Source organism: Devosia ginsengisoli, assembly GCF_007859655.1.
In the GTDB taxonomy this organism is placed as follows: domain Bacteria; phylum Pseudomonadota; class Alphaproteobacteria; order Rhizobiales; family Devosiaceae; genus Devosia; species Devosia ginsengisoli.
On sequence record NZ_CP042304.1, the window covers coordinates 1,921,026 to 1,947,686 of the forward strand.

Sequence of the window (26,661 nt, forward strand, 5' to 3'; positions counted from 1 at the left end):
GCGCAAAACCGCCGCTCAGCTATCCTCCAGGTCGCGCCGGTAGATCCCCGGCGACACCCCGAACCGCCGCCGGAACGCGGTGATGAAATTCGACGGCTGGCGATAGCCCATCATCCAGGCCAGTTGCTTGAGCGGAATATCGAGCCCCTCTTCCAGCATCTGCCGCGCCGCGACCAGCCTCGCCTCCAGCAGGTAGCTGAACACCGTCATGCCGAACAGTTGCCGGAACCCCAGATTGAGCCGCTTGGGCGCCAGCCCCACCGACCGCGCCAGCGCCATGAGGTCCGGCGGCGTGGCCAGGTCGGCCAGCAGCCGCTCCCGCGCCTCGCGCACGCGGATGAGCTCGCGCGGGCTGAGGCCCCCCGGCATCGCCGGTTCCTCCGCCAGCACATCCATCTGGTGCGCGATCAGTTCCAGCGTCTTGGCCCGCTGATAGAGCATGCCCATCCGGCCCTGGTAGATCGGCGCCATCAGGTCCTGCGCCGCGCGCAGCGCACCGGCCGACATGGCCCGCATCAGCGAGATCGGCTCGGACCGCCCCTCCAGCACGCGCGCCACCAGTTCCGGCACACCATCTTCGCTGGCCATGAGTTCGAGCGCGTCCGGCGTCAGCATCACCGCCACCGAGCGATAATCGGCCTGCCCGCTGATATCGTAGCGCAATTGCCGCTCCGACAGGCTCACCGCATACATCTGCCCCGGCAGCCGCCAGTCCTGCGTTTCATTGCCCTCTGCCACGATACTGCCGGCCCCGCCCAGCAGGCAGCCGATCACCAGGTTACGCGATGGCATTTCACCGGTCGGGGAAAGGCTGTATCCGCTCGGCGAGCTTCCTCCGCCGGCAAACAGGGAAATGCCGTCCTGTACGATGGCATGTTCCATGAAGATGCTGAGGGCGGCATCGGCGACCGTGATACGCCCGGCCCCGTCGAAACCACGGACCACGCCTTTTCGTGCGCTGGCAAAGGACCATTCTCTCCTGCTGCCGGCCGGATACGGCCTGCTGGCATTCCAGTTTACTGAATTCCTGCGGATTTGCGGGGCTCCACGCTCGTCAATTGGAGCCCTCCCCCTTCGCTGCTTTGCCCCGGAGGAACAACCCGGCCACCCCTTGCGCATAACGATCGCCGTTGCGCATAACGCGCCTTTATTCGGCGGCCTGCGCCCGGTAGGCCCCCGGCGCCACGCCGAACCGACGGCGGAAGGCGGTGGCGAAATTGGTCACCTGCCCATAACCCAGTTCCCATGCCAGTTGCTTGAGCGAGAGCGGCGTGCCGCCCTCCAGCGCCGCCCGCGCGGCGTCGAGCCGGGCATCGCGCAGATAGTTGAACACCGTCGTGCCATAGAGGCTGCGAAAACCGCGATTGAGCCTTTTGGGCGTCAGCCCCACATCCAGCGCCAGTGTCTCCAGGTCCGGCGGCTCGCGGAGGTCCTCCAGCAGGCGCTCGCGCGCCCGGCGCACCCACGCCATCTCCCTGGAGGCCAGTGGGCCGCGATCATCCTCCACCTCGAACCGGTCGAACAGATGCGCCAGCAATTCGAGCACCTTGGCCTGCCGGTACAGCACCCGCATCGATCCCTCATAGGGCATACGCAGCAGCATGTGGCTGACGGCCCGCAACGGCCCCGAAATCGTGGCCACGTCGGCCAGGTCGTCCACCCGCCCTTCCAATACGTCGCGCACCACATCGGGCAGGTTGCCATCGCTGCCCAGCAGGTCCAGCGCTTCCGTTTCCAGCCGCAGTGCAATGGTGCGCCAGCCGTCTTCGGCGGCAATGTCGTAGCGCATGCGCCGCTCGGTGGGCGACAGCAGGTAGGTCCTTCCGTCCTCGCGCCAGGTCTGCTCGTCGCAGCCTTCCAGCGCCATCACGCCATTCCCGCCCAGCATGCTGCCCATGATGATCCGCCCCCGCGTGCCTGCGCCGGCCTCCACCTCCATGTTGAACCGGCTGCGTCCCGCCGCCTCGCCCCGATAGAGCCAGATGCCGGGAAAGACCGGCGTCTCCTCCAGATAGGCCGGCACCGGTCCCCGCTGGAAATCCGCGCGCTCAAGCGCGTCGAAATCATGCGCCCACGCATGGTTTCCGCTGGAAAACAACCAGTTCTGCATAACGAGCCCTCACCCCCATGGGAGTGGCGACAATACAGAAAACTTGCGACCACTTGCAGTCCTAAGCGCGCCCTGAAACCGGAATTTCTGATGCGTGACGGCCTTTGCTTATGCGCGGCGGCCAATCCTGCGTGATCGCCCGGCTTGACATACCTATCGCCCATAGGCATAAATCCTTACCTATCAAAACTAGGTATACGTCATGCCCGCGCCCTCCTCGCCGTTTCTCAACGGCGTTCCCGAACTCCTCGTCCTGCGCCTGCTGCGCGACCGGGAAATGTATGGCTACGAAATCGTGCAGGCGATCCGCGACGCCAGCGGCGAGGCCATCGGCTTTGCCGAAGGCGTCATCTATCCGCTCCTGCATGCGCTCGAACGCGATGGTGCGCTCACCGCCCGCCGCCAGACCATCAATGGCCGCAGCCGCGTCTATTACGCCGTCAGCGCCGACGGCCTTGGCCGGCTGGAGGCGCTGGCTGCCCAATGGCGCAATCTCAACACCGCCATTGGCGCCATTCTGGAGGCACCCGCCCATGCCCGACCAGCTTGAAAATCTGCGCGAAACCCTGCTGCGCGCCGGCACCTCGCCCGCCCATGTCCGCCGCTATCTGCGCGAACTCTCCGAACATCGCGACGACCTCTACGATCACCTGCGCCAACAGGGGTTTCGGGCACAGGCCGCCCGTAATGAGGCTGACCGCCGACTGGGCAGCGCCGATGCCCTGCTCCTGCCCATGCTGGCAGATCCGCGCTTTCGCAGCCGCGCCGCCCGCTGGCCCGCCCTGTTTTATATTGTGCTGCCCCTCGCCTGCCAGGCCGGTCTCGTCGTGGCCTTCACGCTCGTCCTGCTTCTGGTGGCCGGCACCAGCCTGCGCCCGATCATTGCCGATCTGGGCAGTGGTCTCGCCCTTCTGCTTCTCGCCGCGCCGGTTCTCATCGCCTGGCTGACGCTGCTCGCCGCCCACCGCCGAAGGGCATCGCGCCGCTGGCCGATAGTCGGCGCCGTTTGCGGCGCGGCCTTCGCCGCGGCGCTCCAGCTCGGCGTCACGCTCCCCGCGCCCGACGTCCATGGCCAGATTGGCCTGTCGCTCGGCCAGCCGGCTCTGCTGCCACTACTGGTGCTGACCCTGCTCTCGCTGCTGCCGCTGTCCCTGCAACCCCGCCCGGAATGACCTCATGAAATCGCTGCTCCCCTTTCTCCTGCTGGCGCTGTCAGCCGGCACGGTCTCTGCTGCCCCGCAAACCCACCAACTCCCCCGCCCCGATGGCACGATCATTCATTACCTGCTGGATGCGCCGCAGCGCGAAAGCACCGGCCTGCTCGTGCTGGCACAAGGCTCCGGGTGCAGACCGGCAAGTGGCAGCGCCAACTTGGCAACCATCCGCGCCGCCTTCCCCGCCTACACCGCCCTGATCGTCGAAAAATCCGGCATTGCCCCCGGCGATCCCATAGAAAACGGCTACGACGATTGCCCGGTGGAATTTCTCGACACCTACACCCTCTCCAGCCGCATTCTCGACTACGAGCGTGTGCTGGCCCATCTCCAGCCGGCCAGTGAACCACCCCTGCCGATCGTGTTGTTTGGCGGCTCGGAAGGCGGACTGGCCATGGAACGGCTGGCCGCCCGCATCCACCCCGCCGCCGCCATCCTGCTCTCCGGCTCCGTCGGCGGCACCTTTGGCGAAATGGTCCTGTCCACGGTGCCGCCCGAGGGCCAGACCACCGTCAGCGCCGGCTTTGCCGAAGCCCGCGCCAACCCGGACAGTAGTGCCATGCTCTCCGGCCACACCTTCCGCTTCTGGGCCGATAGTCTCGACCACCGTTCCTCCGACTATCTCGAAGCAACCGACACGCCCTTCCTGTTGATCTATGGCGGGCGCGACACCGCCCCGGTCCGCTCCGTCCGCATCCTGGCAAACCGCTTTGCCGAGCAGGGCCGCTGCAACCTCACCTATTGGGAATTTCCCGCGCTCGATCATGGCATGGCCGATCCCAAGGGCCAGTCCCGCATGGCAGACGTCGCCCGCCTCGCCGCCGCCTGGGCCGAACAGCCACTACCGGCCTGCTGATCCGCCGCCCTTCCCTTGCCGCCGGCAACGCCTTCCTGCTACGGCAGCGGCCTCTGCCGCCACCACAGGACTCCGCCCATGCTGCCCTGGATCAAGCTCGATGAAGCCACCATGCCCGGCGGCGGCGTGCTCAAGCTGATGCAGCGCGGCACCGAATTCTCCATCATGTCCGGCACGACCGAACTGATGAACAGTCGCCTCAGCGGTTCCGAAGAGCAGTTGGCAACCCTCTCCGCCGCCCGCCTCGCCGCCAGGGCCAAACCGCGCATCCTGATCGGCGGCCTCGGCATGGGCTTCACCCTGCGCGCCGCCCTGCAGAGCTTCCCCGCCGGCAGCGAAATCGTCGTGGCCGAACTGGTACCCGAAGTCGTCGCCTGGGCGCGCGGTCCGCTCAATGCCATCCATGGCACCAGCCTCGATGATGACAGGGTAAAGCTCCACCAGGGCGATGTCGCCACCGCCATCACCTCAGGCACGCCGTTCGACGCCATCCTGCTCGATGTCGATAACGGTCCCGACGGCCTGTCGCGGCCGGCCAATGACCGGCTCTACAGCGCTGCCGGTCTCGCCACCGCCAAAGCCGCCCTGACATCGGGCGGTCACCTGGCCGTCTGGTCCTCCGCGCCCGATGCGAAATTCACCAAGCGCCTGAGGCAATCGGGCATGGACGTCGAGGAAATCGGCGTCCGCGCCACCAGAAGCGGCCGGGGTGCGCGCCACACGATCTGGTTCGCCACCCGCCCCGGTCGCCTTGCCTGAGCTACTTCACCAGCGGAAACACGCCGCGCAGCTTTTCCTCGCGCAGCCACAGCGCCACCCACACCGCCACGCCGAGATAAATAGAAAACAGCGTGTGGCTGAACAGCGGATTATCCACCCGCAGATTGGCCGCCAGCGCGCCGCCCAGCAGCCCCGTGGTCAACACGGCGCCCAGCAATGCCGTCCGCGGAATGAGGAACAGGATCACGCATCCCACCTCGATACAGCCGATCAGCAGCAGGTATTTCACCGGCCAGCCCACCACTTCCATGGCATAGGTCGCCGCCTCGATCCCCATGAATTTCGGCGCGGCTGACGCAACCACCAGAAACAGCCCGATCAGCCCGCTCAATACCCAACCTGCAATCTTCATTTCTCATCTCCCGAAACAGGCGCCCCTTCGGCACCCCATGCCCTGACGACGAAGCACGCCCCCGGCTTTCGACGCGCCCTGCACTTTTATGTCGGCAAGTATATCCCGGCCCGGCTATTCCGGCCTTGATATCGCCGCGAATTTGCGCCCTGAAAAGGACTTAACAATTGACGAGGGTCGCTCCATGAGCTTGTTCGACAGCATCAAATCCAGGATTTTCGGCGCGGATGCGCCCGCCGGCGCTTCGCCCGCCACATCCGCCAAGGCGCCCACGCCGGCCGCCTCCCCCGATATCAAGGCCGCCCAGCAGGCCGCGCTCGATGCCGGCATGGCCGCCGCCAACAAGGCCATTGCCGACGCCATAGCGGCCAATGCCGCCGCCGCCAAGGTCGATGTCGGTGCTGTGCTCGACGCCGCCGTCGCCAAATCGGGCCAGAAGCTCAACTGGAAGACCTCCATCGTCGACCTCATGAAGGCCCTCGATCTCGACTCCTCCCTCACCGCCCGCAAGCAGCTCGCCGACGAGCTCGGCTATACCGGCGACAAATCCGACTCCGCCGCCATGAATATCTGGCTGCACAAGCAGGTTCTCGCCAAACTCGCCGCCAATGGCGGCAAGGTCCCCGAAAGCCTCATCGCCTGAACGCAGATGCCCGCCACCAGGCGGGCATTTTTCTCTGTCCGGGCCTGTTCCTGACTCTCCCTGTCAGCAGCCCCCGTTCCCTCTCCGTTCGATACCCTCTATGCTCTGCGGAACATTGCATCCGCGCGCCTCGTTCCCCATCTGAGTCGCTCCCCTAGAGCTTTGGTATCCTCATGGCCGACAAATCCGCCCGCCCGGGCAAAGCCGACTTTTCCATCGACGATTTCCTCGGCGAGATCGAGAAGGCCGAGGATCTGGCCGCCAACAAGCCGCTTTATGCCGAGCGCATGCGCAACAAGCGCGCGCTCGACCGCGCCGACCAGAAGCTCGCCGCCGAAGCCGCCCAGGCCGAGGAAGACGCGCGCAAGGCTCTGGCGCAGGCTGAAAAGAAAAAGACCGCTCTCGAAAAACGCCGCACCACCAAGTCCAGCCACGACACCGTCACCGGCATGTCGGCCAGGACAAGCAAGACCAAGATCAACTCCGTCGATCGCATCGACTTCGGATTCGGCGAGGCCGAACAGGCCGGCTTCGGCCACAAACCCTCCGACAAGGCCCTCTCCGCCCGCGACATCTCCCGCGCCGCCGCCAAGGATCCCGAAACCCTCGGCAAGCTGCGCGACGCCCTCAGCAGCGCCAGGTCCAAATCCGGCTCCAGCCGCACCATCGAAGATGCCAGCACCGTCGGCGTCACCGCCACGGTCAAGGCCCTTGAACAGATCATCCTGCACGGCCGCAAGGAAGTGGAGGGCTCCTCCCCCTGGGTGCCGCACAAGGCCGCCAATCTGCTCGAAAAGCGCGCACCCTCCCGCCCCTTCCGCATGCAGACCGACTACAAACCGGCCGGCGACCAGCCCACCGCTATCGCCGAGCTGGTCGAGGGCATCAACAATGGCGAATCCGATCAGGTCCTGCTCGGCGTCACCGGCTCCGGCAAGACCTTCACCGCCGCCCAGGTCATCGCCCAGACCAACCGCCCGGCCCTCATCCTCGCCCCCAACAAGACCCTCGCCGCCCAGCTCTATGGCGAGTTCAAATCCTTCTTCCCCGACAATGCGGTGGAATATTTCGTCTCCTACTACGACTATTACCAGCCCGAGGCCTACGTCCCGCGCACCGACACCTATATCGAGAAGGAATCCACCATCAACGAGCAGATCGACCGCATGCGCCACTCGGCCACGCGCGCGATCCTCGAGCGCGACGACGTCATCATCGTCGCCTCCGTCTCCTGCATCTACGGCATCGGCTCAGTGGAAGACTACACGGCCATGACCATCGACGTGCAGAAGGGCCAGAAGATCGACCAACGCGAGCTGCTCGCCAAGCTGGTCGCGCTGCAATACAAGCGCGGCGACACCGGCTTCGTCCGCGGCACCTTCCGCGTGCGCGGCGACACCGTCGAAATCTTCCCCGCCCACTACGAAGCCGCCGCCTGGCGCGTCACCCTCTTCGGCAACGAAATAGAGTCGATCGTAGAGTTTGACCCTCTTACGGGCAAAAAAAGCGCCGATCTCACCTTCATCCGCGTCTTCGCCAATTCCCACCACGTGACGCCGCGCACCACGATGAACCAGGCCATCAAGGCCATCCGTGCCGAACTCGCAGCCCGCCTGCAGGAGCTCAACGGCGCCGGCCGCTTCCTCGAAGCCCAGCGCCTCGAACAGCGCTCCCTCTTCGACCTCGAAATGATGGAAGCCACCGGCTCCTGCGCCGGCATCGAGAATTATTCCCGCTACTTCTCCGGCCGCAAACCCGGCGAGCCGCCGCCGACCCTGTTCGAATACCTGCCCGACAATGCCCTGGTTTTCGTCGACGAAAGCCACGTCACCATCGGCCAGCTCGGCGCCATGTATCGCGGCGACCTGCGCCGCAAGGCCACCCTCGCCGAATACGGCTTCCGCCTGCCCTCCTGCATGGACAACCGCCCCCTCCGCTTCGAGGAGTGGAACGCCATGCGCCCGCAATCGGTCTATGTCTCGGCCACGCCAGGCTCATGGGAAATGGACCAGACCGGCGGCGTCTTCGCCGAACAGGTCATCCGCCCCACCGGCCTCATCGATCCCCCGGTCGAAATTCGCCCGGCCAAGGCCCAGGTCGATGATGTCGTCGACGAAATCCGCCAGACCAATGCCAAGGGCTACCGCACCCTGCTGACCGTCCTCACCAAGAAAATGGCCGAGGACCTCACCGAATACCTGCACGAACAGGGCATTCGCGTCCGCTACATGCACTCCGATGTCGACACCATCGAGCGCATCGAAATCATCCGCGACCTGCGCTTGGGCGCCTTCGACGTCCTCGTCGGCATCAACCTCCTCCGCGAAGGCCTCGACATCCCCGAATGCGGCCTCGTCGCCATCCTCGACGCCGACAAGGAAGGCTTCCTCCGCAGCGAAACCTCCCTCATCCAGACCATCGGCCGCGCCGCCAGAAACGTCGACGGCAAAGTCGTCCTCTACGCCGACCGCGAAACCGGCTCCATGACCCGCGCCCTAGCCGAAACCAACCGCCGCCGCGAAAAGCAACTGGCCTACAATGAAGCCAACGGCATCACCCCCCAATCCGTCCGCTCCAACATCCACGACATCGTGGACAGCGTCTACGAACAGGACCACGTCACGATCTCCATCGGCAAAGGCAAAGACGGCAAGGAGGCGGTCGCCGTCGGCGCCAACCTCGCCGCCGTCATCAAAGACATGGAAGCCCAGATGCGCGAAGCGGCGACGAATCTGGAGTTTGAGAAGGCCGCAAGGCTGAGGGACGAAGTGAAGCGGCTGCGGGAGATGGAACTGGATACGCTGGAGGGGGAGGTGTCTTAGAACCTGGTGGAGAGCGCCGCACCTGCCGTCTCTTGACGGCTATGATTGATACTCCTCTTGAATGTTTTGATCAACGACTTATGCTGCAGTTGGCTCTGTTAGCCGTGGAACTCGCATGTCACTTATAGTCAAAGAAGTTCAAGTCAAAGGATTCCAAGGCTACCGTCAAATATCGGTCCCCATGTGGGACGACGTGAATTTTATCATTGGACGAAATGGCTCTGGAAAAACTTCATTTGTAAGGTTGTTGTATGCGTCACTAAATCTCGACGCATCAGAACTTGCCCAAGGCCAGTTCCAGTCTCTTACTGTGAAGTTCAGAAATACCGAAAGTAAGCGCGTCCCCGTTTTAACGATCGAAAAAGATACGTCTCGTTCGAACGTACTCGATATTCGTTTCCGGCCACACAGCAAGGCTCCTATAACGCGCTACTATGTTGACGAGGACGATTCTGAATCTGGCAGGTTCAGAGTAACCGAGCGCAACATTTTGGCCGAACTGCTTTCTCGACAAAATTCCATCAGCGAGAACATACGCCCGCTTTCGGAGCTTCGCCGTACTCTTCGACGAAACCTACAATTCAGTTGGCTCCCATTATTGCGGTCACGTGGAGTGGCCCGACGAGCAAGCGAGTATTACGCCGCTGATTTTGCGGACGAACCAATCAACAGAAAAATAAAAGAACTTCTATCTCAGATCACCTCCTTCTTGGCGGTACTGGACACCAGAGTTTCTGAAGCTAACAAGAAATTCCAGCGAAGCGTGTTTGTCTCTTATATCCGCCAAGGTCTCTTTGATGTGCGGGCGCTGCAAAGACTAAATATGCGAACAGAGCAATCAGAACTACTTCGCATGTTGAACGAAATGGAATACCCCATCTCTGACATAGAAGGAGCTATTGAGAGCTTCTTTCAAGGCGCTGAGCAAACAAAAGGTTCCGTTATACCCGGGCAACCGTCATTGATCAAAATCGATCAAATCTTCCTGTTCGATTTAGGCGTGCAGCCATAAAACAAGAGATTTTAGTCTGCAATAAAAAGTCTACTCTAAAATCTCCAACGTTAATACTTTTTGCATGTCCCAGAAGAACGCCGGCACACTTACTATTCGAGATAGTTTATGTGACTCTGATTAGGTCGGTTAAAATAATTGCAACCGCCCGTTATGATAGGGACTGGGTGAGAAATCTGTGTTTGTCTTTCTTCAGGAGAACGTGGGAGATTCACTTAGAACCTGCCACAAATGCACATTATGATGCTCTAGCTAATCGCGACATCCTCAAGTTTTCTAGCGTGGGATAAGCGCCTATCGATCCAATGTGCCGTGCCATTTGGACCCGCCCTCGTGGCCTTCTTGTCTTCCAGTCGCTCCGCAGCACGAACGGTCTTGCACCACGACAAGAAGCCTACCGACAAATCGCCTCACACGGCACGCCGTCGCCATCGCTGTCCAGCAACGCGCCTCAACTACAATTGGCCAAATACCATCGCGCTTCCTGGCATGACCCGATCTGCGAGCAATAGCGCCGCGACGGGCAGGACGCCGCCGTCTGCCGCTGCACGATCCCATAGCCCGGCTGGTTCTGCGCCGGCACCGAAATATCAGGCTCCACCGGCGCCCCGGCAAGATACCGCTCGCTGACCCAGCCCACCTGCCCTGTGCCGAAACCAGCACCCAGCCGCTCTGCCGTTCACCGGCCGCGGCAAACTCGTCAGCACGCGCCCGCCGGTGTTCGGTGCTTCGCGCAGGTTGAGGCCGCTGGGCTACACGAACAATGTCGCATCAAACCGTGGCGCCGCCGGAATATCCGCCCGCACCACAGCCTGCCCGCCTCCCGGATCGACCCTCGCCGTCACCGGTGTATCCGTGCCCCCGATAATATTGCCCAAAGCCGCCAGCACCATGATGCCGGCAACCACCCAGAACAGTTTGCGCATGCCCCCTCCGCCCGAACCATCGCGCGGAGCCACCTCTCTGTCCAGTCAGCCAGCCTCAGCCGTCCCTCGCTGCCCCACTCTCCCATCCCCCCTTCCGTCATCCTTCCTTCCGTCCTCCCTCTCCACCGCCCACCCTCCATCGTATTGCAAATAGGTCCTAATTGCAAAATGGCGCCACCCCACCCCCGATGTCACCCCGGCCTTGAGCCGGGGCCCATCCCGAGATCGCGCCACCGCCGCAAGGTGGTTCACCCCTCCACCGCGCCTGCCCTACCACCGCAGGATGGATCCCGGCTCAAGGCCGGGATGACATGGTGGTTGGGGCGGCAACTGGCAAAAACAAAAAACTTCCCCCTCCCCTCAGCCCGCCCATACTCCTCCCCATCCCCGCCATTCACGCCGTCCCGGTCGCCGCCCGGCCGGGTTCCTCCCGGCCTGCTTGCCTTAGCCGCGCCACAGAGCCGTGCTACAGGGGGGCAATCCCGCACGAGACCCACCATGCGCCCCATCGCCCTCGCCATCCTCATCGCCCTCGCCGCCGCAATACCGGCGCAGGCGCTTACGGTCACCGCGCGGGTCTCGGGCGGCAATATCGCCGTGCATGACGGGCCGGGCTTCCGCTATGCCATTGTCGGCCGCCTCGTCGACGGCATGGAAATTCCCATCGACCAATGCACGCAGAACGATTCCGACTCGCCCTATGGCAGTTGGATCGGCGATGCCGGCTACAGCCTGCGCGGCGATGGGGCCACGCAATGGTGCCGCATTCCGGGCCAGGGCTGGGTGGATCGCAGCTATATTGTCGGCCGCGGCCTGGTCAATGTCACCCCGCCCGATTTTGCCGGTCCAGGCTGGTAGCCGGATTCACGCATAAGCGCGCTCGATGCTAACAATGTGCTAACCAATTCGCCCCTGATGCGAACTCACAAAGGCAGCACCCGGGAATACTTTACCTGCCCCAGCGAGAAGCTGCTTTCGATGCTGGCCACGCCCTCCACCTGCGTCAGTCGCTCGCGCAGGAACTGCTCATAGGCCCCCAGATCGGCGCAGACCACCCGCAGCAGGAAATCGAACTGTCCGGTCATCAAATAGCATTCCATCACCTCCGGCCAGCGGCTGATCGCTGCCCCGAACGCATCCAGTTCATGGCTGCGCTGCCGCTCTAACCGTATGGAAATAAACACGGAAACCGGCAGCCCGACGGCCTTCTGCTCCACCACCGCGCTATAGCCCGCAATGATCCCCGCCCGCTCCATCTGCCGTATCCGCCGCAGGCAGGGCGAGGCCGAAAGCCCGACGCGTTCGGCAATCGCCTGCACGGTCATGCGCCCGTCCTCCTGCAGCGCCCGCAGGATTTTCCGGTCGAGGGCGGTCAGGGCAATAGCGGCGGCTTCCGCCATTTTTATGCTCCAGATTGGTCAATTCCTGCGCAAACCTGCGCTGCCGGGGTCAAAATAGACAAGAACCGCCGCACCACAAGGCGCAAAATCAGGGCACTATGGCCTGGAGGAAAGCATGGATCGGATCGCCAGCATCGAAGCGCTGACCAGGAAAGCCCTGTGGCTGTCCAACTGGATGATCCACCACGCCAATCACATCCGCCCCAATGTCGACGGCGTCAAAGTCGGCGGGCATCAGGCCAGTTCCGCCTCCATGGCGGCGATCATGGCCGCGCTCTATTTCGGCGTGCTGAAGCCGGAGGATCGTGTCGCAGTCAAGCCCCATGCCGCCCCGGTCTTTCATGCTATCCAATATCTGTTCGGCAAGCAGAGCCTGGAAAAAATCCAGCAATTCCGCGCCTTCGGCGGCGCCCAATCCTATCCCAGCCGCACCAAGGATAGCGACGACGTCGATATTTCCACCGGCTCGGTCGGCCTCGGCGTCGCCTTCACCGCCTTTGCTTCGCTGATCCAGGACTATGTGCGGGCCAAGCCCTGGGCCGACACATCGCGCCCCGAAGGCCGCATGGTCGCCCTGGTCGGCGATGCCGAACTCGACGAGGGCAATGTCTACGAATGCCTGCTCGAAGGCTGGAAACACGGCCTGCGCAACACCTGGTGGGTCATCGACTACAACCGCCAGAGCCTCGACGGCGTCGTCCGCGAAGGGCTCTATGACCGTATCGAAGCCATTTTCCGCGCCTTCGACTGGACCGTGGTCACCCTCAAATACGGTGCCCTGCAACGATCAGTCTTTGCCGAGCCGGGCGGCGAAAAACTCAAGGCCTGGATCGACGCCGCGCCCAACGCCATCTATTCCGCCCTGATGTTCCGCGGCGGCGCGGCCTGGCGCGAGCGGCTGAGCGACGAAATCGGCGACCAGGGAGATGTCTCGGCTCTCCTCGCCCGCCGCAGCGATGCCGAACTGGCGGAGCTGATGGCCAATCTCGGCGGCCATTGCACGCAAAGCCTGCTCGAACAGTTCGAAGCCGCCGGCAGCGACAAGCCCACCGTCTTCATCGCTTATACCGTCAAGGGCTGGGCCACGCCCTTGGCTGGTCACAAGGACAATCACGCCGGCCAGATGACGGGTGCCCAGATCGAGCAGTTGCGCCGGGCGATGCAGGTCCGCGAAGGCCACGAATGGGACAAGCTCGAAGGCCTGGCCGATCCCGCCGCCATCGAGCGCTTCCTCGCCACTGTGCCGTTCAACACCAACGAAAGCCGCCGCCACACTTCACCGGCCGTCGCCACTATCGGTCCCCAGTTTGTCGGCACCGGCCCCACCTCGACCCAGACCGCCTTCGGCAAGATTCTCGACGCCATCGCCAAGACCGACAGCGACCTCGCCCGCCGCATCGTCACCACCTCACCCGACGTCACCGCCTCGACCAATCTCGGCACCTGGGTGAACCGGCGCAATCTCTACGCGAACCGCGAAATGGTCGACGTCTTCCAGAAGGAAGCCATTCCCAGCGCCCAGAAATGGCGCTTCACCCCCGAAGGCCAGCACCTCGAACTGGGCATTGCCGAGATGAACCTGTTTCTCGCCCTCGGCGCCGCCGGCCTCAGCCATTCCCTGTTCGGCGAACGCCTGCTGCCCATCGGCACGCTCTACGATCCCTTCATTTCGCGTGGCGCCGATGCGCTGAACTATGCCTGCTACCAGGATGCCCGTTTCCTGCTCGTCGCCACGCCCTCGGGCGTGTCGCTGGCCGGCGAGGGCGGCGCGCATCAGTCCATCGCCTCGCCACTGATCGGCATGGCGCAGGATGGCCTTGCCAGCTTCGAGCCGGCCTTTGCCGACGAACTCTCGGTCGTCATGGATTGGGCCTTCGACTATATGCAACGCTCCGGCGATGCCCGTCCGGACCTGGCCGATTGGCCACGCGACGTCACCGGCGGCTCGGTCTATCTCCGCCTCTCCACCCGCAGCATCGAGCAGCCGCCCCGCAAGGTGGACAAGGCCCTGTCAGACGGCATCATCCGCGGCGCCTATTGGCTCAAGCCGCCAACGCCGGAATGCGACGTCGTCATCGCCTATCAGGGCGTCCTCGCCAGCGAAGCCATCGCCGCGGCCGGCGCCATCGGCGGCGACCGGCGCAATGTCGCCGTGCTGGCCGTCACCTCGGCCGACCGCCTCAATGCCGGCTGGCATGCCGCGCAGCGCGCGCGCCTCCACGGCGACCACGCCGCAACCAGCCATATCGAAACCCTGCTGGCCGACATCCCGTATCGCGCCGGTCTCGTCACGGCGATCGACGCCCATCCGGCCACGCTCGGCTGGCTCGGCAGCGTGCTCGGCCACCGCACCATCACGCTGGGCGTCGAACATTTCGGCCAGACCGGCACGGTCAACGATCTCTACGCCCATTTCGGCATCGACGCCGCGGCCATCGAAAATGCCGCCCGCAGCCTCATCGGCAGGGCATGACGGCAAGGGCCAATAGCCCTATCAGTAGCCCTCATGGTCCCCGCCCCCCTGAAAGGCCGCTGACGTGTCCGAAAACCTTGCCCGGCAATTCCTGATCCGCGAGGACATCACCTTCCTCAACCACGGCTCGTTCGGCGCCTGTCCGCGCCCGGTCTTTGTCGCCTACCAGAACTGGCAGCTCGAACTCGAGCGCCAGCCGGTGGAATTTCTCGGCCGCAATCTCACCGAAGCGATGCGCCAGCCCCGCATCGCGCTCGCCGCCGAATTGGGCACTATCGAGGACAATATCGTCGGCCTGACTAATGCCACGCTCGGCCTCAACATAGTCGCCCAGTCGCTCGACCTGAAGCCGGGCGACCAGATCCTCACCACCGATCACGAATATTCAGCACTGGAGAAAACCTGGGCCTATGTCTGCCGCCGCACCGGCGCTGAAATCGTCGTGGTCAAGGTGCCTCTGCCGTTGCAGACCGAAACCCAGTTCACCGACGCCATCCTTGCCGGCATGACCGAGCGCACCCGCGTGCTGTTCCTCAGCCACATCACCTCGCCCACCGCCCTGCTCTTCCCCATCGAGCGGGCCATTGCCGAAGCCCGCAGGCGCGGCATCTGGAGCGTCATCGATGGCGCCCACACGCCCGGCCATATCAGGCTCGACCTCGACCGGCTCGGCGCCGATTTCTATGCCGGCAATTGCCATAAATGGCTGATGGCCCCCAAGGGCTCGGCCTTCCTCTATGCCCGCCCCGACATGCAGGGGCTCATCCGCCCACTGGTCATCTCGCATGGCTGGACCGAAGCCTCCGGCCGGCCTGGCGTCCTCGGCGCTTTCGGCAATTCGCCCTTCATCGACGAGCTGGAAATGCAGGGCACCCGCGATCCGGCGCCGTGGCTGACCGTGTCCGCCGCGCTCGACTATCGCCGCGACAATGATTGGGAATCCGTCGCCGCCCATTGCCAGGCTCTGGCGCAGGATACGGCCCGGCGCCTCGCGGAACGCACCGGCCTCGCCCCGCTGAGCGCGCCCGAATTCTGCGCCCCGCAAATGGTCGCCATGCCGATTCCCGATTGCGATGTCGCCGCGCTCAAGCTGGCGCTCTACGACAAGTACCGCATCGAAATTCCGGTCTTCCGCTGGCAGGACAGATGCATCGCCCGCCTGTCGGTGCAGGGCTACAATTCCCGCCCCCAGATGGACCTGCTGATCGATGCCCTGACCGACCTGCTGGCCCTGGGCTGACGGCTCAGATCCAGCCGGCCAGCTCCCGCCGCACCATGGCCTCGATCATGTCCATGCCGCCGGCACTGGCATTGAGGCAAGGGATATAGGCAAACTTCTCGCCGCCTGCGCCCATGAAGCTGTCACGGCCCTGCATGGCGATTTCTTCCAGCGTCTCGATGCAATCCACCGAGAAAGCCGGCGCGAGGATCGCGACTTTCTTGACGCCCTTGCCCGGCAGCGCTTCCAGCGTCTCCGCAGTCGCCGGCTCCAGCCATTTGGTCGGCCCGAAACGGGACTGGAACGTCACCATCATCCGCTCTTCCGGCCAGCCCAGATAGCCCCGCGCCAGCCGCGTCGTTTCGCGACAGTGCCGCTCATAGGGGTCGCCGCGCTCGACATAGCTCTGCGGCAGGCCGTGATAGCTGGTGATGACCAGGTCCGGCTCGAAATCCAGCGCCGCCACGCCGTCGCGGATCGAATTGCCCAGGGCGGCGACATAGTTCGGGTCGTCGAAATAGGCCGGCGCCGTGCGCACCGCCGGCTGCCAGCGCATGTCGCGCAAGGCGTCGAACGCCTTGTCATTGGCGGTCGCGGTCGTCGTCGCCGAATATTGCGGATAGAGCGGCACCAGCAGGATTTTCTGGCAGCCAGCGGCCTGCATCTTCTCCAGCACGCTCCGGGTCGAGGGATTGCCGTAGCGCATGGCGAAATCGACCATGATTTCCCCATGCCCGGCCAGTCGCTGTGCCAGCGCCTCGGCCTGGTCGCGGGTAATCACCCGCAGCGGGCTCTCGTCCTTTTCCTTGTCCCAGATCTGCGCATAGGCATGGCCGCTCTTCTGCGGCCGGAAGGTCAGGATGCCCAGGTTGAGAATGGGCCACCACAGCCATTTCGGCGTCTCGATGACGCGCGGATCGCTGAGGAATTCCCCCAGATAGCGGCGCACGCTCCAATAGTCGGTGCCATCAGGCGTACCCAGATTGAGCAGCAGAACGCCGATCCTGGACGGGTTGATTTGCGACTGATCGGACGGGAGAGACTGAGACATGAAGCGCCAGTTTGGAAGGGTTCTAGGCTGGCGCGCACCATAACGGCTTCCCCACCATCTGCAAGGCGGCGATGGGTCGCGCTAGAGGCTCGCAATCAGCAGCAGCACACCAAAGGCCAGCACCGCCACCGCGCCCAGCAGCTCGAGCCACCACACCACGGCCGCGGTCACCGGATTGTCCACGCCACCGACCCGGCGCGCCAATCCCTTGGCCGTCACCGCGATCGTCGCCAGCACCGCCACGGTGATCGCCGTCCCCGCGCCCATCAGGAACACTGCCGCAATCCCCGCCGGCAGCAGCCCCTGCGATAGCGCAAAGACCAGCACGACCAGCGCCCCCGAACACGGCCGCAGCCCCACCGCTAGCACCACGCCCAATTGCTCGCGCAGGCTGCCGCCCGCCGCCTGTGGCGTCACCACATGCACATGCCCATCATGGTCATGGTCGTGGTGATCGTGATGCTCATGGTCATGGTCATGCCCATGCAGGTGCTCATGCGCCTTGTGCGCCATGTCCCCGTGATGATGCTCGCCCCAGCCGAACACCTTGCGCGCCACCAGCCACAGGCCCAGCAGCGCCACCAGCGCATAGGACGCGATACCGATCCAGTTGGCCGCGTCGCCCATGGCGATGCTGGTCATGCCCAGTATCCCCGCCGCGACCAGCACGAACACCACAGCCACCAGCGATTGCAGCATAGCCGACAGCACGCTGAGCAGCACCCCGCGCCGCAACTGCGTCTCGTTGGCCAGCACATAGGACGAGATCACCACCTTGCCGTGCCCCGGCCCAGCCGCGTGGAATATGCCATAGAGAAAGCTCAGGCCGCCCAGCACCCAGAAGGCCGTCCAGTCCGTCCGCAGCGCATCCAGCGAAGCCGTCATCGCGCTGTAAAAATTCCGCTGCTGGTCCTGCAGCCAGCCGAAAAATCCGGTGCGCGGCAGGTTCAGGCCCGGCTCGGGCGGCGGTCCGCCAAACGGCATGGTGGGCCTCGCCTCCGCCACCTGGTTGACCGCCTCCAGCGCGCTCGCCGGAGCCGCCACCGGCGCATCGCCACAGGTGACCACGATCATGCCCTGCGTGCCGCGCATTGCCGCCGCCAGGTCCGGCGGCAGTTCCAGCACTTCCGGTCCCAGTGCATAAAGCCGCTCTTCCACGGCGGGATCCATCGGCTTGGGCGGCTCCAGCACGGCGCTGCAACTGGCCGGCGCATTCTCCAGCGTCACGTCGGAAGCATCGGCAAAGCCGATCGCGACATAATATTCCGGATCATAAACCGCCAGTTCGAACCGGCCGCTGACCGGCATCGGCGTCACCGCCTCGGCCGAATAGGTCAGCGTCACCCGCCCGTCCTGATAGACCATGCGCTGGTCGCCGGCGGGCGTGAACGCCATCAGCGCATCGCCCTCGCCGGCATAGGTGTAGAAGCCATAATCGGCCAGCCCGACCATGTTCTCGTCGGCCAGTTCCTGCAATTCGTCCGGGCTGGTCTCGCGGTCGCCATTGGCGTCCAACCCCTGCACCATCCACGCCGAAAACGCCGAGTCGAACGTCCAGGCATGGCGCAGCCCGGCTACGGCCCCGCTGGCGTCGAACACCACGGTGACCTTGGCATCGATCAAAATATGCGGATGCGCCATGGCCGGCGCGACGAGGCCGAGCAGGACAAACACTGCCCCGGCCAAACGATATCCAATGGAACCAGGTTTCAATTCGTGCCCCAGGGTGTGTCGAGATTCGCGTCAGGACGCGGCGAAAAGGGTGGCTTTCGAGAACCGGAGCGGAGCGTACATCGGTACGTGAGCACCGGAAGCGCAGAAAGTCGCTCTTTGCAGCCCGTCATCACGCGAATATCGACACACCTAGCTGACAGGATGGCTCTGGAACCACGCGACCAGATGGTCGATCAGCGCCCGCACCTTGCCTGCCAGATGCCGCCGATGCGGATAGACCGCCTGCAGTGTCTGGCCGGTCGGCAGGAAATCGGCCAGCACCGGCACGAGTTCGCCTTTTACCACGGCCGGCTCCGCCAGATAGGACGGCAATATGACGAATCCGAGACCCATCACCGCCGCCTGGCGCGCCGCCAGGGGCGAGTTGACGCGCAACGGCCCGTTGACCGGCACCGAAATGGTCTTGCCATCCTCGATAAAGCGCCAGTTCGACTGCCCCTGCAGGTTCACGTCGATAATGCAGGGCAGGTGCCGCAGGTCTTCGGGGTGCTTGGGCGTGCCATGCTGCTTGAGCAGATCGGGCGCCGCTCCCACCACGACGTGCATGTCGGCGATCTTGCGGGCGATCAGCGAGGAATCGGCCAGCGTCGAAATGCGCAGGGCCACGTCGATCCCCTCGTCGACCAGGTCGACATAGCGATCCTCCAGCCGCAGATCGAGCGTCACCTTGGGATATTTCGCCAGATATTCGTAAATCGCCGGCGCCAGCGTCGACTCGCCGAAATTGCGCGGCGCCGACACCCGCAACAGCCCCCGCGGCTCAGCCGTCTGGTCGGTAATGGTCGCGTCAAGATCGTCCAGCTGCTGCAGCAGCGCGCTGGCTTCCCGGTAATAGGCTTCCCCCGCCTCAGTCAGGCTCAGCTTGCGTGTGGTGCGGTTCATCAGCCGCACCCCGAGATAGTCCTCGAGATCGGTCACATATTTGCTGAGCAGCGCCTTGGAGCGTCCATGCTGGCGTGCCGCGGCAGAAAAGCCGCCGGAATCAAAGACCTGGACGAAAGCGCGAATGCGAGCGAGATCCTGCGTCATGGCACTCCGTTCACGCTAGCGACGTAATGGAGGCATAACTCATCTGCGCTGGGTGAACAATAACCGCCCTTGGTCGTTCCACGATTAACGATAGGATGGGACGCCAATCGACGCGCCCGAGGAGTTCGGACTATTTTCCCACTCATGTCCAGACCGTCATCCCGATCCACGCTTTACCGGCTCATCGAGGCCGGGCAGCTCGCGCACAAGGCGCTGCTGCTGCCTTTGATGGAGCGCGGGCTGGAGCCCGGCGACGACGCCATCCTGTTCGAACTCGGCCGCTCGGGCACCACCGAGGCCGCGCTCGCCGCCGAACTCGGGCTCGGTGAAGACGCCCTGGCCGCCCGCCTGTCGCGCCTGCTCGATCGTGGGCTGGTCACCCGCCAGGCCGTCGGCCCCGAACTTGCCCCCGGCGTGGCGCTGACCGAACGCGGCGTCCGCATCCGCAACGGCCTTGCCGACCACTGGGCCCAGCTCGAAGATGCCCTGATGGGCGAACTCAAGCCCAAGCAGCGCAAGAAGCTGGCCGAGCGCCTCAAGCGCTTCGTGGACCTGCTGCGTCTTTAATCGAAACCTGAAAGGGCCATTCAGGTCCGGTTCATCCGCCAGGGTGTTTTCTATCGTTCAAAGGCATTTAGCTGCCTCAAACGAAGGAGAAACAAAATGGCTCTGAGCAAGAAACTCATGGCTGGCGGCCTCGCAGCACTGGCGCTTCTGGCGACGGCTGGGTCCGCTTTCGCTGCTCCGGCCGTCGCGACCGGCAATGTCAATGTGCGCTCGGGTCCGGGCACGGGCTATGCCCGCGTCGACGTCCTGACCCGCGGCCAGCAGGTCGATGTGCAGTATTGCCGCGGCAGCTGGTGCTTTGTCGAAAAGCGCGGCCCCGATGGCTGGGTCTCGGCCAGCTATCTCAGCCGTGGCAGCAGCGGCGGCTGGCAGGGTGATGACGATTGGGATCGCCCGCCGCACTGGAATCCCCGTCCGCCGCGCCCGCCGCACTGGGATCCCTATCCCCCGCGTCCGCCCCACTGGAACCCGCGGCCGCCTCGCCCGCAGCCCTGGCCCACCTATCCGGGCAATAGTGGCAGCGTCTGCTTCAACGGCCCCAACGGCTACTTCTGCGTCGGCAACTAAGCCCGCACCAATCCTGTCGAACGCCGCCCCTCCCGGGCGGCGTTTTTCTATTCCTGCCCCGGCAAGGTCGGATCGGCCACCACAGGCACGCGCTTCATCCGCTCGCGCGCCATGACCACCAGCCCCGCCCCGGCAATAATGGCCGCGCCGAGCAGTGAAATCGGATCGATCCAGTGCCCGAAGACCACGGCGCTGAGCAGGATCGCCCAGGGCAACGAGAAATAGTTGAACGGCTGCACCACGCTGGCCGGCGCCATCGACAGCGCATACACCATCACCCCATGCCCGGCGCAGGTCGTGACCATGATGACCACGACCAGCAGGAAATCGCCCCACCCCATCGGCTGCCAGAAGAACACGCCGACCGCGGCCGACAGCACCAGCCCCACGGTCGCGGTATAGGTCATGCTGGTCGCCGCACTGTCGAACTGGCTGACCTTGCGGGTGATGACGATATAGATCGCGTAGAATGTCGCCGAGGCCAGCGCGAAACCCACGCCCCAGTCCAGCGGCAAGCCGCCCGGCCGCACGATCACCAGCGCCCCGGCAAACCCCACGCCAACCGCGGCAAACCGGAACACGCCCACCTTCTCGCCTAGAATAGGAATGGCGAACAGCGTCACCAGCAGCGGATAAACCACCGTGATGGCCTGCAATTCACCCAGCGGCACGGTGCGCAGGGCGAGCCCGAAAAACCAGATATCGGCCATCAGCAGCATGCCGCGCAACACCTGCAGCATGGGAACCCGCGAGCTGAATGCTTGCCGCAACGGCGCCTGCCGCATCACCAGCAGCAGCGAAAAGGCGGCGAAGCCCCAATAGCGCATCATGGTGATCTGGAACGGCGAATAGGTCTGCACCAATATCTTGGAAACCGCATCCTGCACGCCGAACACCCCGATGGTGATGAGCGTCAGGACAATGGCGCGGCCGATATTGTCGGTGCGGATATCGGCGGCGGAGGAAGACATGGTGGTTGAATCGCCCAGGCACAGGAAAACGCCCCGGCCTTGGGTGCCGGAGCGTTCGAAGCGCTATCGCAAAGCCTAGGCCTTGGCCATAGAGGACTTGATGAGCCCGGCAATGGCGGTGAGAATGCCGCCGCTGACCAGGCCCGTTGCGCCCTGGCCCGCCAGGGCACCCAGATCGAGCCCGCCCGCCGTGCCTGCAGCACCTGCAGCCGCACCGACCAGACCGTCAAGTCCGGGAATCATCCCGGCAAGCCAGGTCCCGGCTATGCCACCAATCGCGCCGACAATCGTATTGCCGGCCGTACCGATGTTGAGCGACTTGGCGATTTGCCCGATGACATTGCCGCCGACACCGCCGCCGACAAGCTGGACCAGAATAGGCACGATGACTTCCATTTGCTTCCCCCCTCAAGGAATGCCCCGCGGGGCCACCTGCCGCGCGGTGACTAGGCAAGCCTACGCCCGAAGCTGCGGCAGTAAAAGGACAAGACTGCTGTCCGAACTTGTCAGCAGACCCCAGTAAATCAGCCATTGCCGATGCATTGAACCGGGCCGTAAAAGCGGCCTATGGTCCGCTTACAAGGTCAGCCACGTCCATTATGTCGAATCGCTCCGCACCATCACCGGCCTCTTCCGTCGCCCTCGTCACCGGCGCCAGCGACCGCATCGGCGCGGCCATTGCCATGGCTTTGGCCAAAGCCGGCCATGCCGTGGTCATCCATTATCGTGCCAATGCCGAAGGCGCCCGCGCCGTGCGCGACGCCATTCGCCGCGAAGACGGCCGTGCCGACATCATCAAGGCCGATCTCGCCAAACGCAGCCAGCGTGCCGCGCTGATCGCCAAGGCCGCCGCATTTTTCGGCCCCCTGGCCGTGCTGGTCAACAACGCCTCGACCTTCGAGCCCGACAGCGCCCGCGACATGGACGAGGCCCTGTGGGACGCCCATTTCGCCATCCATGCCGAAGCGCCGATGTTTCTTGCCCGCGATTTCGCCGGCCAGCTCCCCGCAGGCGTCACCGGCAACATCATCAATCTCGTCGATGAGCGCGTGCTACATCCCACGCCGGCCTATTTCAGCTATACGCTCTCCAAATCCGTGCTGTGGACGGCCACCCGCACCCTGGCGCAGTCGCTGGCTCCCGCCATTCGCGTCAACGCCATCGGCCCCGGCCCTGTCCTGCCCCATACGCGCCAGAGCCAGGTCGAATTCGACCGCTCCGTCGCCGCCCTGCCCTTGCAGCGCCATGCCGGCCCGGAGGCCATTGCCGATGGCGTCATAATGTTGCTCAACACCCCGTCCATGACGGGCCAGATGCTGGCGCTCGACGGCGGGGAGCATCTCGAATACCTGCCCAAGAGCAAGCCCACGCCACGCGCATGACCGACGAAATCGCCCCACCGCCGCCCAGCGGCCACGAAGTCATCCGTGCCTTCGTCCGCACCCTGCCGTCAGCGCCGGGCGTCTACCGCATGCTCGATGCGGAAGGTGCCGTCATGTATGTGGGCAAGGCCCGCAACCTCAAGGCGCGCGTCACCAACTATACCCGTCCCGACGCCCTGGAAATCCGCCTGCAGCGCATGATATCGGCCACTGTGAGCATGGAATTCGTGCGCACCGAGACCGAGTCCGAAGCGCTGCTGCTCGAAGCCAACATGATCAAGCGGCTCAAGCCCCGCTTCAACGTGCTGCTGCGCGACGACAAGAGCTTCCCCTATATCCTGATCGCCACCGATCACGAGGCGCCCGAGCTGACCAAGCATCGCGGCACGCGCCGCCGGCAGGGCCATTATTTCGGCCCCTTCGCCTCGGCCACTGCCGTGGGCCGCACTATTGCCAGTCTGCAAAAAGCGTTTCTCCTCCGCAATTGCTCGGACAGCTTCTACGCCGCGCGCACCCGCCCCTGCCTGCAATTCCAGATCAAGCGCTGCGCCGCCCCCTGCACCCGCGAAATTTCGCTGGAGGGCTATGGTGAACTGGTGGAAGACGCCCGCCAGTTCCTGTCCGGCAAGTCCAGTGCCGTGCGCGACCACCTGCAACGCGACATGAACCAGGCCGCCGAACAGCTTGATTTCGAACGTGCGGCCCTGCTGCGCGACCGCCTCTCGGCCTTGGCCCTCATCCAGTCGCAGGGCGACGCCACCGCCAAGACCGTGGAAGAAGCCGATGTCTTCGCCATCCACCACGAGGGCGGCCAGTTCTGCGTACAGGTCTTCTTCTTCCGCGCCTTCCAGAACTGGGGCAATTACCCCTATCGCCCCCGCGCCGATGCCAGCCTCTCCGACGCCGAAGTGCTCGAAGCCTTTATCGGCCAGTTCTACGAAAACCGCACCCCGGCGCGCCTCGTGCTGATCAGCCACGACCTGGCCGAACCCGAAGTCATGACCGAAGCCCTCAGCACCCGCGCCGGCCGCCGCGTCTATATCGAGCAGCCCAGGCGCGGCGAAAAGCGCGACCTGGTCAATCACGCCCTCAACAATGCCCGCGAGGCGCTCGGCCGCCAGCTCGCCGAAGGCGCCACCAACCGCACCCTGCTCGAAGGCGTCGCCGAGACCTTCGGCCTCGAGGAAGTCCCGCGCCGCATCGAGACCTACGACAATTCCCACATTTCAGGCACCAACATGGTCGGCGCCATGGTCGTGGCCGGCGAGGAAGGCTTCTCCAAGAAGCACTACCGCACCTTCAACATCAAATCCGACATCGCGGCCGGCGACGATTTCGGCATGATGCGCGAAGTGCTCACCCGCCGCTTCACCCGCCTCGCCAATGAGAGCGAAGACGATGCCGAAGACGAAAATACCGGCATGCCCGACTGGCCCGATGTCGTCTTCATCGACGGCGGCGCCGGCCAGATGAGCGCCGTACGCGGCGTTATCGCCGAACTGAACCTGCCCAAGGAAGTGACCTTTATCGGTATCGCCAAGGGCGAGGAACGCGATGCCGGCCGCGAAAAATTCTTCATGGAAGGCCGCGAGGCCTTCATGCTGCCGCACCGCGACCCGGTCCTCTACTACGTCCAGCGCCTGCGCGACGAAGCCCACCGCTTCGCCATTGGCACCCACCGCGCCAAGCGCAAGAAGGACCAGATCAAGAACCCGCTCGACGAAATCGAAGGCATCGGCCCGACCCGCAAGCGCGCTTTGCTCAACCATTTCGGCTCCGCCAAAGCCGTCGGCCGCGCCAGCCTGACCGACCTGCAATCCGTCCCGACGATCTCAAGCGCCATGGCGCAACTGATCTACGACCACTTCAACCGGGTGGAATAGCCGGTTGAAGTGCACGCCCCAGGAGTGGAGCCACCCCTCGCCCCCTGAGGGGAGGGGGGCAATTTCCTCGTTCAGAGGAAATTGCGGGTGAGGGGTCTGCGCTCGCCCATGCTTCAATGCCGGTAGATAGCGCAGGACCCCTCATCCGCCCTTCGGGCACCTTCTCCCTCAAGGGGAGAAGGGAGGAGGTGGGAGTGGCGTGATGGGACGCTCCAACATCCAAAAGTCGGACTCGACACCCGCAAACCACCGCGCTACAACCACCGCATGATCCGTTCCGTCGCCACCGTTTCGTTTTGGTTTAGCTATCCGCTCCCGGCGGAGGCTATTGCGCGCTTGATCTGATCTCACAAGATACGACCAAACCCGAAGCCAGCCGCCCCCCAACGAGGCGGCTTTTTTGTTGGCCGCCTCCGAAGTTCAGAACTCCGAGGAGACCATCAAGTGCTCAAATCCACCGACGACCTTCGCATTACCGAAATCAAACCGCTGACCACCCCGATCGAGGTGATGCGCCAGCATCCGCGCACCGATGCCGCCACCCGCACCGTCATCAGCGCCCGCCACGCCTTCCACAATATCCTCGCCGGCAATGACGACCGCCTCGCCGTCGTCGTCGGCCCCTGCTCCATTCACGATCCCGCTGCGGCGCTGGATTACGCGAAACGCCTCGTGGCTTTGCGCGAATCCCTGGGCGACCGGCTTGAGATCATCATGCGCGTCTATTTCGAAAAGCCCCGCACCACCGTCGGCTGGAAGGGCCTGATCAACGATCCCAATCTCGATGGCAGCTTCGACATCGACAATGGCCTGCACACCGCCCGCGCCCTCTTGCTCGACATCGCCAATCTCGGCCTGCCCGCCGCCTGCGAATTCCTCGACATGACGACCCCGCAATACATTGCCGACCTGGTCAGCTGGGCCGCCATCGGCGCGCGCACCACCGAAAGCCAGATCCACCGCGAACTGGCCTCCGGCCTCTCCTGCCCAGTCGGCTTCAAGAATGGCACCGACGGCAATGTGAAGATCGCCCTGGATGCCGTCGCCTCGGCCGGCCAGCCGCATCATTTCCTCGCCGTCACCAAGGATGGTCGCTCGGCCATCGCCGCCACCTCGGGCAATGAGGATTGCCACATCATCCTGCGCGGCGGAAAGACCACCAATTATGACGCAGCCAGCGTCGATGCCGCCGCTGCTGCCGCCGAAAAGGCGGGTCTCGCGCCATCAATCATGATCGACGCCAGCCACGCCAATTCCTCCAAGAACCCGGAAAACCAGCCGCTGGTCCTTGCCGATATCGGCAACCAGCTCGCATCAGGCGACCGCCGCATCATCGGTGTGATGGTCGAATCCAACCTCGTCGCCGGCCGCCAGGACTTGGTGGAAGGCCGCGAACTGGTCTACGGCCAATCCATCACTGACGGCTGCATCGACTGGGACACGACAGTGACGGCGCTGGAGGCCCTGGCCGAGTCGGTAACGCAACGACGCGCGGCGACCAACCAGGCGGTGGCGTAACTACCGAACTTCCCCTCTCCCCTTGCGGGAGAGGGTGGCAATTTCTTCGTTCAGAAGAAATTGCCGGGTGAGGGGTTCTGCGCCATCCCATGCTTCAATGCCAATGGATAACGCGGAACCCCTCATCCGCCCTTCGGGCACCTTCTCCCGCA

General features: G+C 64.1%; 25 protein-coding genes. 15 read left to right on the top strand and 10 right to left on the bottom strand.

The window, feature by feature from the left end:
- Positions 1–15: 15 nt before the first annotated feature.
- The gene (locus FPZ08_RS09440) at positions 16–945 is read right to left on the bottom strand and encodes a helix-turn-helix transcriptional regulator (RefSeq protein WP_186767283.1); all 930 of its coding nucleotides are present in this window, start codon (positions 943–945) and stop codon (positions 16–18) included.
- A 202-nt stretch (positions 946–1,147) separates the two neighbouring features.
- Positions 1,148–2,110 (bottom strand): AraC family transcriptional regulator, encoded by a 963-nt coding sequence (locus FPZ08_RS09445; RefSeq protein ID WP_146289740.1) that lies wholly within the window; start codon positions 2,108–2,110, stop codon positions 1,148–1,150.
- Between the two features lie 202 nt (positions 2,111–2,312).
- Between FPZ08_RS09445 and FPZ08_RS09450 the strand changes: the two genes are divergently transcribed.
- The 4 genes from FPZ08_RS09450 to FPZ08_RS09465 all read left to right on the top strand — a co-directional run bounded on the left by FPZ08_RS09450 (position 2,313) and on the right by FPZ08_RS09465 (position 4,939).
- Positions 2,313–2,660 carry a PadR family transcriptional regulator gene (locus FPZ08_RS09450; protein WP_146289741.1) on the top strand — a complete coding sequence of 116 codons (348 nt, stop codon included), beginning with the start codon at positions 2,313–2,315 and terminating at the stop codon, positions 2,658–2,660.
- Complete coding sequence (locus FPZ08_RS09455) at positions 2,644–3,282, top strand: hypothetical protein (RefSeq protein ID WP_146289742.1); 639 nt, start codon at positions 2,644–2,646, stop codon at positions 3,280–3,282. Before FPZ08_RS09450 ends, FPZ08_RS09455 begins: the two co-directional genes overlap by 17 nt.
- A gap of 4 nt (positions 3,283–3,286) precedes the next feature.
- Positions 3,287–4,180 (top strand): alpha/beta hydrolase, encoded by an 894-nt coding sequence (locus FPZ08_RS09460; protein ID WP_146289743.1) that lies wholly within the window; start codon positions 3,287–3,289, stop codon positions 4,178–4,180.
- Positions 4,181–4,258: 78 nt separating this feature from the next.
- Entirely contained in the window at positions 4,259–4,939 is a 681-nt protein-coding gene (locus FPZ08_RS09465; RefSeq protein ID WP_146289744.1) for a spermidine synthase family protein, read from the top strand.
- 1 nt (position 4,940) lies between these two features.
- On the opposite strand, the gene FPZ08_RS09470 is transcribed toward FPZ08_RS09465, so the two are convergent.
- Positions 4,941–5,312, bottom strand: coding sequence for a DoxX family protein (locus FPZ08_RS09470; RefSeq protein ID WP_146289745.1), 372 nt, complete (start codon positions 5,310–5,312; stop codon positions 4,941–4,943).
- Between the two features lie 184 nt (positions 5,313–5,496).
- On the opposite strand from FPZ08_RS09470, the gene FPZ08_RS09475 reads away from it, so the two are divergent.
- The 3 genes from FPZ08_RS09475 to FPZ08_RS09485 all read left to right on the top strand — a co-directional run bounded on the left by FPZ08_RS09475 (position 5,497) and on the right by FPZ08_RS09485 (position 9,789).
- The gene (locus tag FPZ08_RS09475) at positions 5,497–5,955 is read left to right on the top strand and encodes a DUF3597 domain-containing protein (RefSeq protein WP_146289746.1); all 459 of its coding nucleotides are present in this window, start codon (positions 5,497–5,499) and stop codon (positions 5,953–5,955) included.
- A 449-nt stretch (positions 5,956–6,404) separates the two neighbouring features.
- On the top strand, positions 6,405–8,777 hold the full coding sequence (uvrB, locus tag FPZ08_RS09480) for an excinuclease ABC subunit UvrB (protein ID WP_146293050.1): 2,373 nt from the start codon (positions 6,405–6,407) through the stop codon (positions 8,775–8,777).
- Between the two features lie 115 nt (positions 8,778–8,892).
- Positions 8,893–9,789 carry an AAA family ATPase gene (locus FPZ08_RS09485; protein ID WP_146289747.1) on the top strand — a complete coding sequence of 299 codons (897 nt, stop codon included), beginning with the start codon at positions 8,893–8,895 and terminating at the stop codon, positions 9,787–9,789.
- Between the two features lie 752 nt (positions 9,790–10,541).
- Here the strand turns inward: FPZ08_RS09485 and FPZ08_RS21910 are convergent.
- On the bottom strand, positions 10,542–10,715 hold the full coding sequence (locus tag FPZ08_RS21910; protein ID WP_186767284.1) for a hypothetical protein: 174 nt from the start codon (positions 10,713–10,715) through the stop codon (positions 10,542–10,544).
- Between the two features lie 498 nt (positions 10,716–11,213).
- Between FPZ08_RS21910 and FPZ08_RS09495 the strand changes: the two genes are divergently transcribed.
- Complete coding sequence (locus tag FPZ08_RS09495; RefSeq protein WP_146289748.1) at positions 11,214–11,573, top strand: SH3 domain-containing protein; 360 nt, start codon at positions 11,214–11,216, stop codon at positions 11,571–11,573.
- A 65-nt stretch (positions 11,574–11,638) separates the two neighbouring features.
- Here the strand turns inward: FPZ08_RS09495 and FPZ08_RS09500 are convergent, their stop codons facing one another.
- The gene (locus FPZ08_RS09500) at positions 11,639–12,115 is read right to left on the bottom strand and encodes an Lrp/AsnC family transcriptional regulator (RefSeq protein ID WP_146289749.1); all 477 of its coding nucleotides are present in this window, start codon (positions 12,113–12,115) and stop codon (positions 11,639–11,641) included.
- A gap of 115 nt (positions 12,116–12,230) precedes the next feature.
- Here FPZ08_RS09500 and FPZ08_RS09505 point away from each other — a divergent pair, with 115 nt between their 5' ends.
- A complete protein-coding gene (locus FPZ08_RS09505) occupies positions 12,231–14,588 on the top strand; it encodes a transketolase (RefSeq protein WP_146289750.1) in 2,358 nt (785 codons plus the stop codon).
- 64 nt (positions 14,589–14,652) lie between these two features.
- Positions 14,653–15,828 carry an aminotransferase class V-fold PLP-dependent enzyme gene (locus FPZ08_RS09510; protein WP_146289751.1) on the top strand — a complete coding sequence of 392 codons (1,176 nt, stop codon included), beginning with the start codon at positions 14,653–14,655 and terminating at the stop codon, positions 15,826–15,828.
- Positions 15,829–15,832: 4 nt separating this feature from the next.
- On the opposite strand, the gene hemH is transcribed toward FPZ08_RS09510, so the two are convergent.
- The 3 genes from hemH to FPZ08_RS09525 form a co-directional block, all read right to left on the bottom strand.
- On the bottom strand, positions 15,833–16,858 hold the full coding sequence (gene hemH / locus FPZ08_RS09515; protein WP_146289752.1) for a ferrochelatase: 1,026 nt from the start codon (positions 16,856–16,858) through the stop codon (positions 15,833–15,835).
- 81 nt (positions 16,859–16,939) lie between these two features.
- The gene (locus FPZ08_RS09520; protein ID WP_146289753.1) at positions 16,940–18,544 is read right to left on the bottom strand and encodes a HoxN/HupN/NixA family nickel/cobalt transporter; all 1,605 of its coding nucleotides are present in this window, start codon (positions 18,542–18,544) and stop codon (positions 16,940–16,942) included.
- Between the two features lie 177 nt (positions 18,545–18,721).
- Positions 18,722–19,621, bottom strand: coding sequence for a LysR family transcriptional regulator (locus tag FPZ08_RS09525; protein WP_146289754.1), 900 nt, complete (start codon positions 19,619–19,621; stop codon positions 18,722–18,724).
- A gap of 144 nt (positions 19,622–19,765) precedes the next feature.
- Between FPZ08_RS09525 and FPZ08_RS09530 the strand changes: the two genes are divergently transcribed.
- Both FPZ08_RS09530 and FPZ08_RS09535 read left to right on the top strand, forming a co-directional pair.
- Positions 19,766–20,188, top strand: coding sequence for a MarR family winged helix-turn-helix transcriptional regulator (locus FPZ08_RS09530; protein WP_146289755.1), 423 nt, complete (start codon positions 19,766–19,768; stop codon positions 20,186–20,188).
- A gap of 96 nt (positions 20,189–20,284) precedes the next feature.
- The gene (locus tag FPZ08_RS09535) at positions 20,285–20,755 is read left to right on the top strand and encodes an SH3 domain-containing protein (RefSeq protein ID WP_146289756.1); all 471 of its coding nucleotides are present in this window, start codon (positions 20,285–20,287) and stop codon (positions 20,753–20,755) included.
- Between the two features lie 47 nt (positions 20,756–20,802).
- Here the strand turns inward: FPZ08_RS09535 and FPZ08_RS09540 are convergent, their stop codons facing one another.
- Both FPZ08_RS09540 and FPZ08_RS09545 read right to left on the bottom strand, forming a co-directional pair.
- Positions 20,803–21,726 carry a DMT family transporter gene (locus tag FPZ08_RS09540; RefSeq protein ID WP_146289757.1) on the bottom strand — a complete coding sequence of 308 codons (924 nt, stop codon included), beginning with the start codon at positions 21,724–21,726 and terminating at the stop codon, positions 20,803–20,805.
- Between the two features lie 75 nt (positions 21,727–21,801).
- Positions 21,802–22,122: a hypothetical protein gene (locus FPZ08_RS09545; protein WP_146289758.1), complete on the bottom strand. Its 321-nt coding sequence runs from the start codon at positions 22,120–22,122 to the stop codon at positions 21,802–21,804.
- A gap of 203 nt (positions 22,123–22,325) precedes the next feature.
- Between FPZ08_RS09545 and FPZ08_RS09550 the strand changes: the two genes are divergently transcribed.
- The 3 genes from FPZ08_RS09550 to FPZ08_RS09560 all read left to right on the top strand — a co-directional run bounded on the left by FPZ08_RS09550 (position 22,326) and on the right by FPZ08_RS09560 (position 26,509).
- Positions 22,326–23,108 (top strand): SDR family oxidoreductase, encoded by a 783-nt coding sequence (locus FPZ08_RS09550; protein WP_146289759.1) that lies wholly within the window; start codon positions 22,326–22,328, stop codon positions 23,106–23,108.
- Positions 23,105–24,991 (top strand): excinuclease ABC subunit UvrC, encoded by a 1,887-nt coding sequence (gene uvrC, locus FPZ08_RS09555; protein ID WP_146289760.1) that lies wholly within the window; start codon positions 23,105–23,107, stop codon positions 24,989–24,991. The genes FPZ08_RS09550 and uvrC overlap by 4 nt, the downstream gene beginning before the upstream one ends.
- A gap of 444 nt (positions 24,992–25,435) precedes the next feature.
- Entirely contained in the window at positions 25,436–26,509 is a 1,074-nt protein-coding gene (locus FPZ08_RS09560; protein WP_146289761.1) for a 3-deoxy-7-phosphoheptulonate synthase, read from the top strand.
- The last annotated feature ends 152 nt before the right edge of the window (positions 26,510–26,661 follow it).

Bases quoted from the DNA above. Each gene is read 5' to 3' on its own strand.
- FPZ08_RS09455 (WP_146289742.1), top strand. From the start codon at position 2,644: ATGCCCGACCAGCTTGAAAATCTGCGCGAAACCCTGCTGCGCGCCGGC.
- FPZ08_RS09545 (WP_146289758.1), bottom strand. From the start codon at position 22,122: ATGGAAGTCATCGTGCCTATTCTGGTCCAGCTTGTCGGCGGCGGTGTC.
- FPZ08_RS09460 (WP_146289743.1), top strand. From the start codon at position 3,287: ATGAAATCGCTGCTCCCCTTTCTCCTGCTGGCGCTGTCAGCCGGCACG.
- uvrC (WP_146289760.1), top strand. From the start codon at position 23,105: ATGACCGACGAAATCGCCCCACCGCCGCCCAGCGGCCACGAAGTCATC.
- FPZ08_RS09470 (WP_146289745.1), bottom strand. From the start codon at position 5,312: ATGAAGATTGCAGGTTGGGTATTGAGCGGGCTGATCGGGCTGTTTCTG.
- FPZ08_RS09465 (WP_146289744.1), top strand. From the start codon at position 4,259: ATGCTGCCCTGGATCAAGCTCGATGAAGCCACCATGCCCGGCGGCGGC.
- FPZ08_RS09505 (WP_146289750.1), top strand. From the start codon at position 12,231: ATGGATCGGATCGCCAGCATCGAAGCGCTGACCAGGAAAGCCCTGTGG.
- FPZ08_RS09530 (WP_146289755.1), top strand. From the start codon at position 19,766: ATGTCCAGACCGTCATCCCGATCCACGCTTTACCGGCTCATCGAGGCC.
- FPZ08_RS09495 (WP_146289748.1), top strand. From the start codon at position 11,214: ATGCGCCCCATCGCCCTCGCCATCCTCATCGCCCTCGCCGCCGCAATA.
- FPZ08_RS09450 (WP_146289741.1), top strand. From the start codon at position 2,313: ATGCCCGCGCCCTCCTCGCCGTTTCTCAACGGCGTTCCCGAACTCCTC.
- FPZ08_RS09525 (WP_146289754.1), bottom strand. From the start codon at position 19,621: ATGACGCAGGATCTCGCTCGCATTCGCGCTTTCGTCCAGGTCTTTGAT.
- FPZ08_RS09475 (WP_146289746.1), top strand. From the start codon at position 5,497: ATGAGCTTGTTCGACAGCATCAAATCCAGGATTTTCGGCGCGGATGCG.
- FPZ08_RS09550 (WP_146289759.1), top strand. From the start codon at position 22,326: ATGTCGAATCGCTCCGCACCATCACCGGCCTCTTCCGTCGCCCTCGTC.
- FPZ08_RS09540 (WP_146289757.1), bottom strand. From the start codon at position 21,726: ATGTCTTCCTCCGCCGCCGATATCCGCACCGACAATATCGGCCGCGCC.
- FPZ08_RS09535 (WP_146289756.1), top strand. From the start codon at position 20,285: ATGGCTCTGAGCAAGAAACTCATGGCTGGCGGCCTCGCAGCACTGGCG.
- uvrB (WP_146293050.1), top strand. From the start codon at position 6,405: ATGTCGGCCAGGACAAGCAAGACCAAGATCAACTCCGTCGATCGCATC.
- FPZ08_RS09500 (WP_146289749.1), bottom strand. From the start codon at position 12,115: ATGGCGGAAGCCGCCGCTATTGCCCTGACCGCCCTCGACCGGAAAATC.
- FPZ08_RS21910 (WP_186767284.1), bottom strand. From the start codon at position 10,715: ATGCGCAAACTGTTCTGGGTGGTTGCCGGCATCATGGTGCTGGCGGCT.
- FPZ08_RS09445 (WP_146289740.1), bottom strand. From the start codon at position 2,110: ATGCAGAACTGGTTGTTTTCCAGCGGAAACCATGCGTGGGCGCATGAT.
- hemH (WP_146289752.1), bottom strand. From the start codon at position 16,858: ATGTCTCAGTCTCTCCCGTCCGATCAGTCGCAAATCAACCCGTCCAGG.
- FPZ08_RS09485 (WP_146289747.1), top strand. From the start codon at position 8,893: ATGTCACTTATAGTCAAAGAAGTTCAAGTCAAAGGATTCCAAGGCTAC.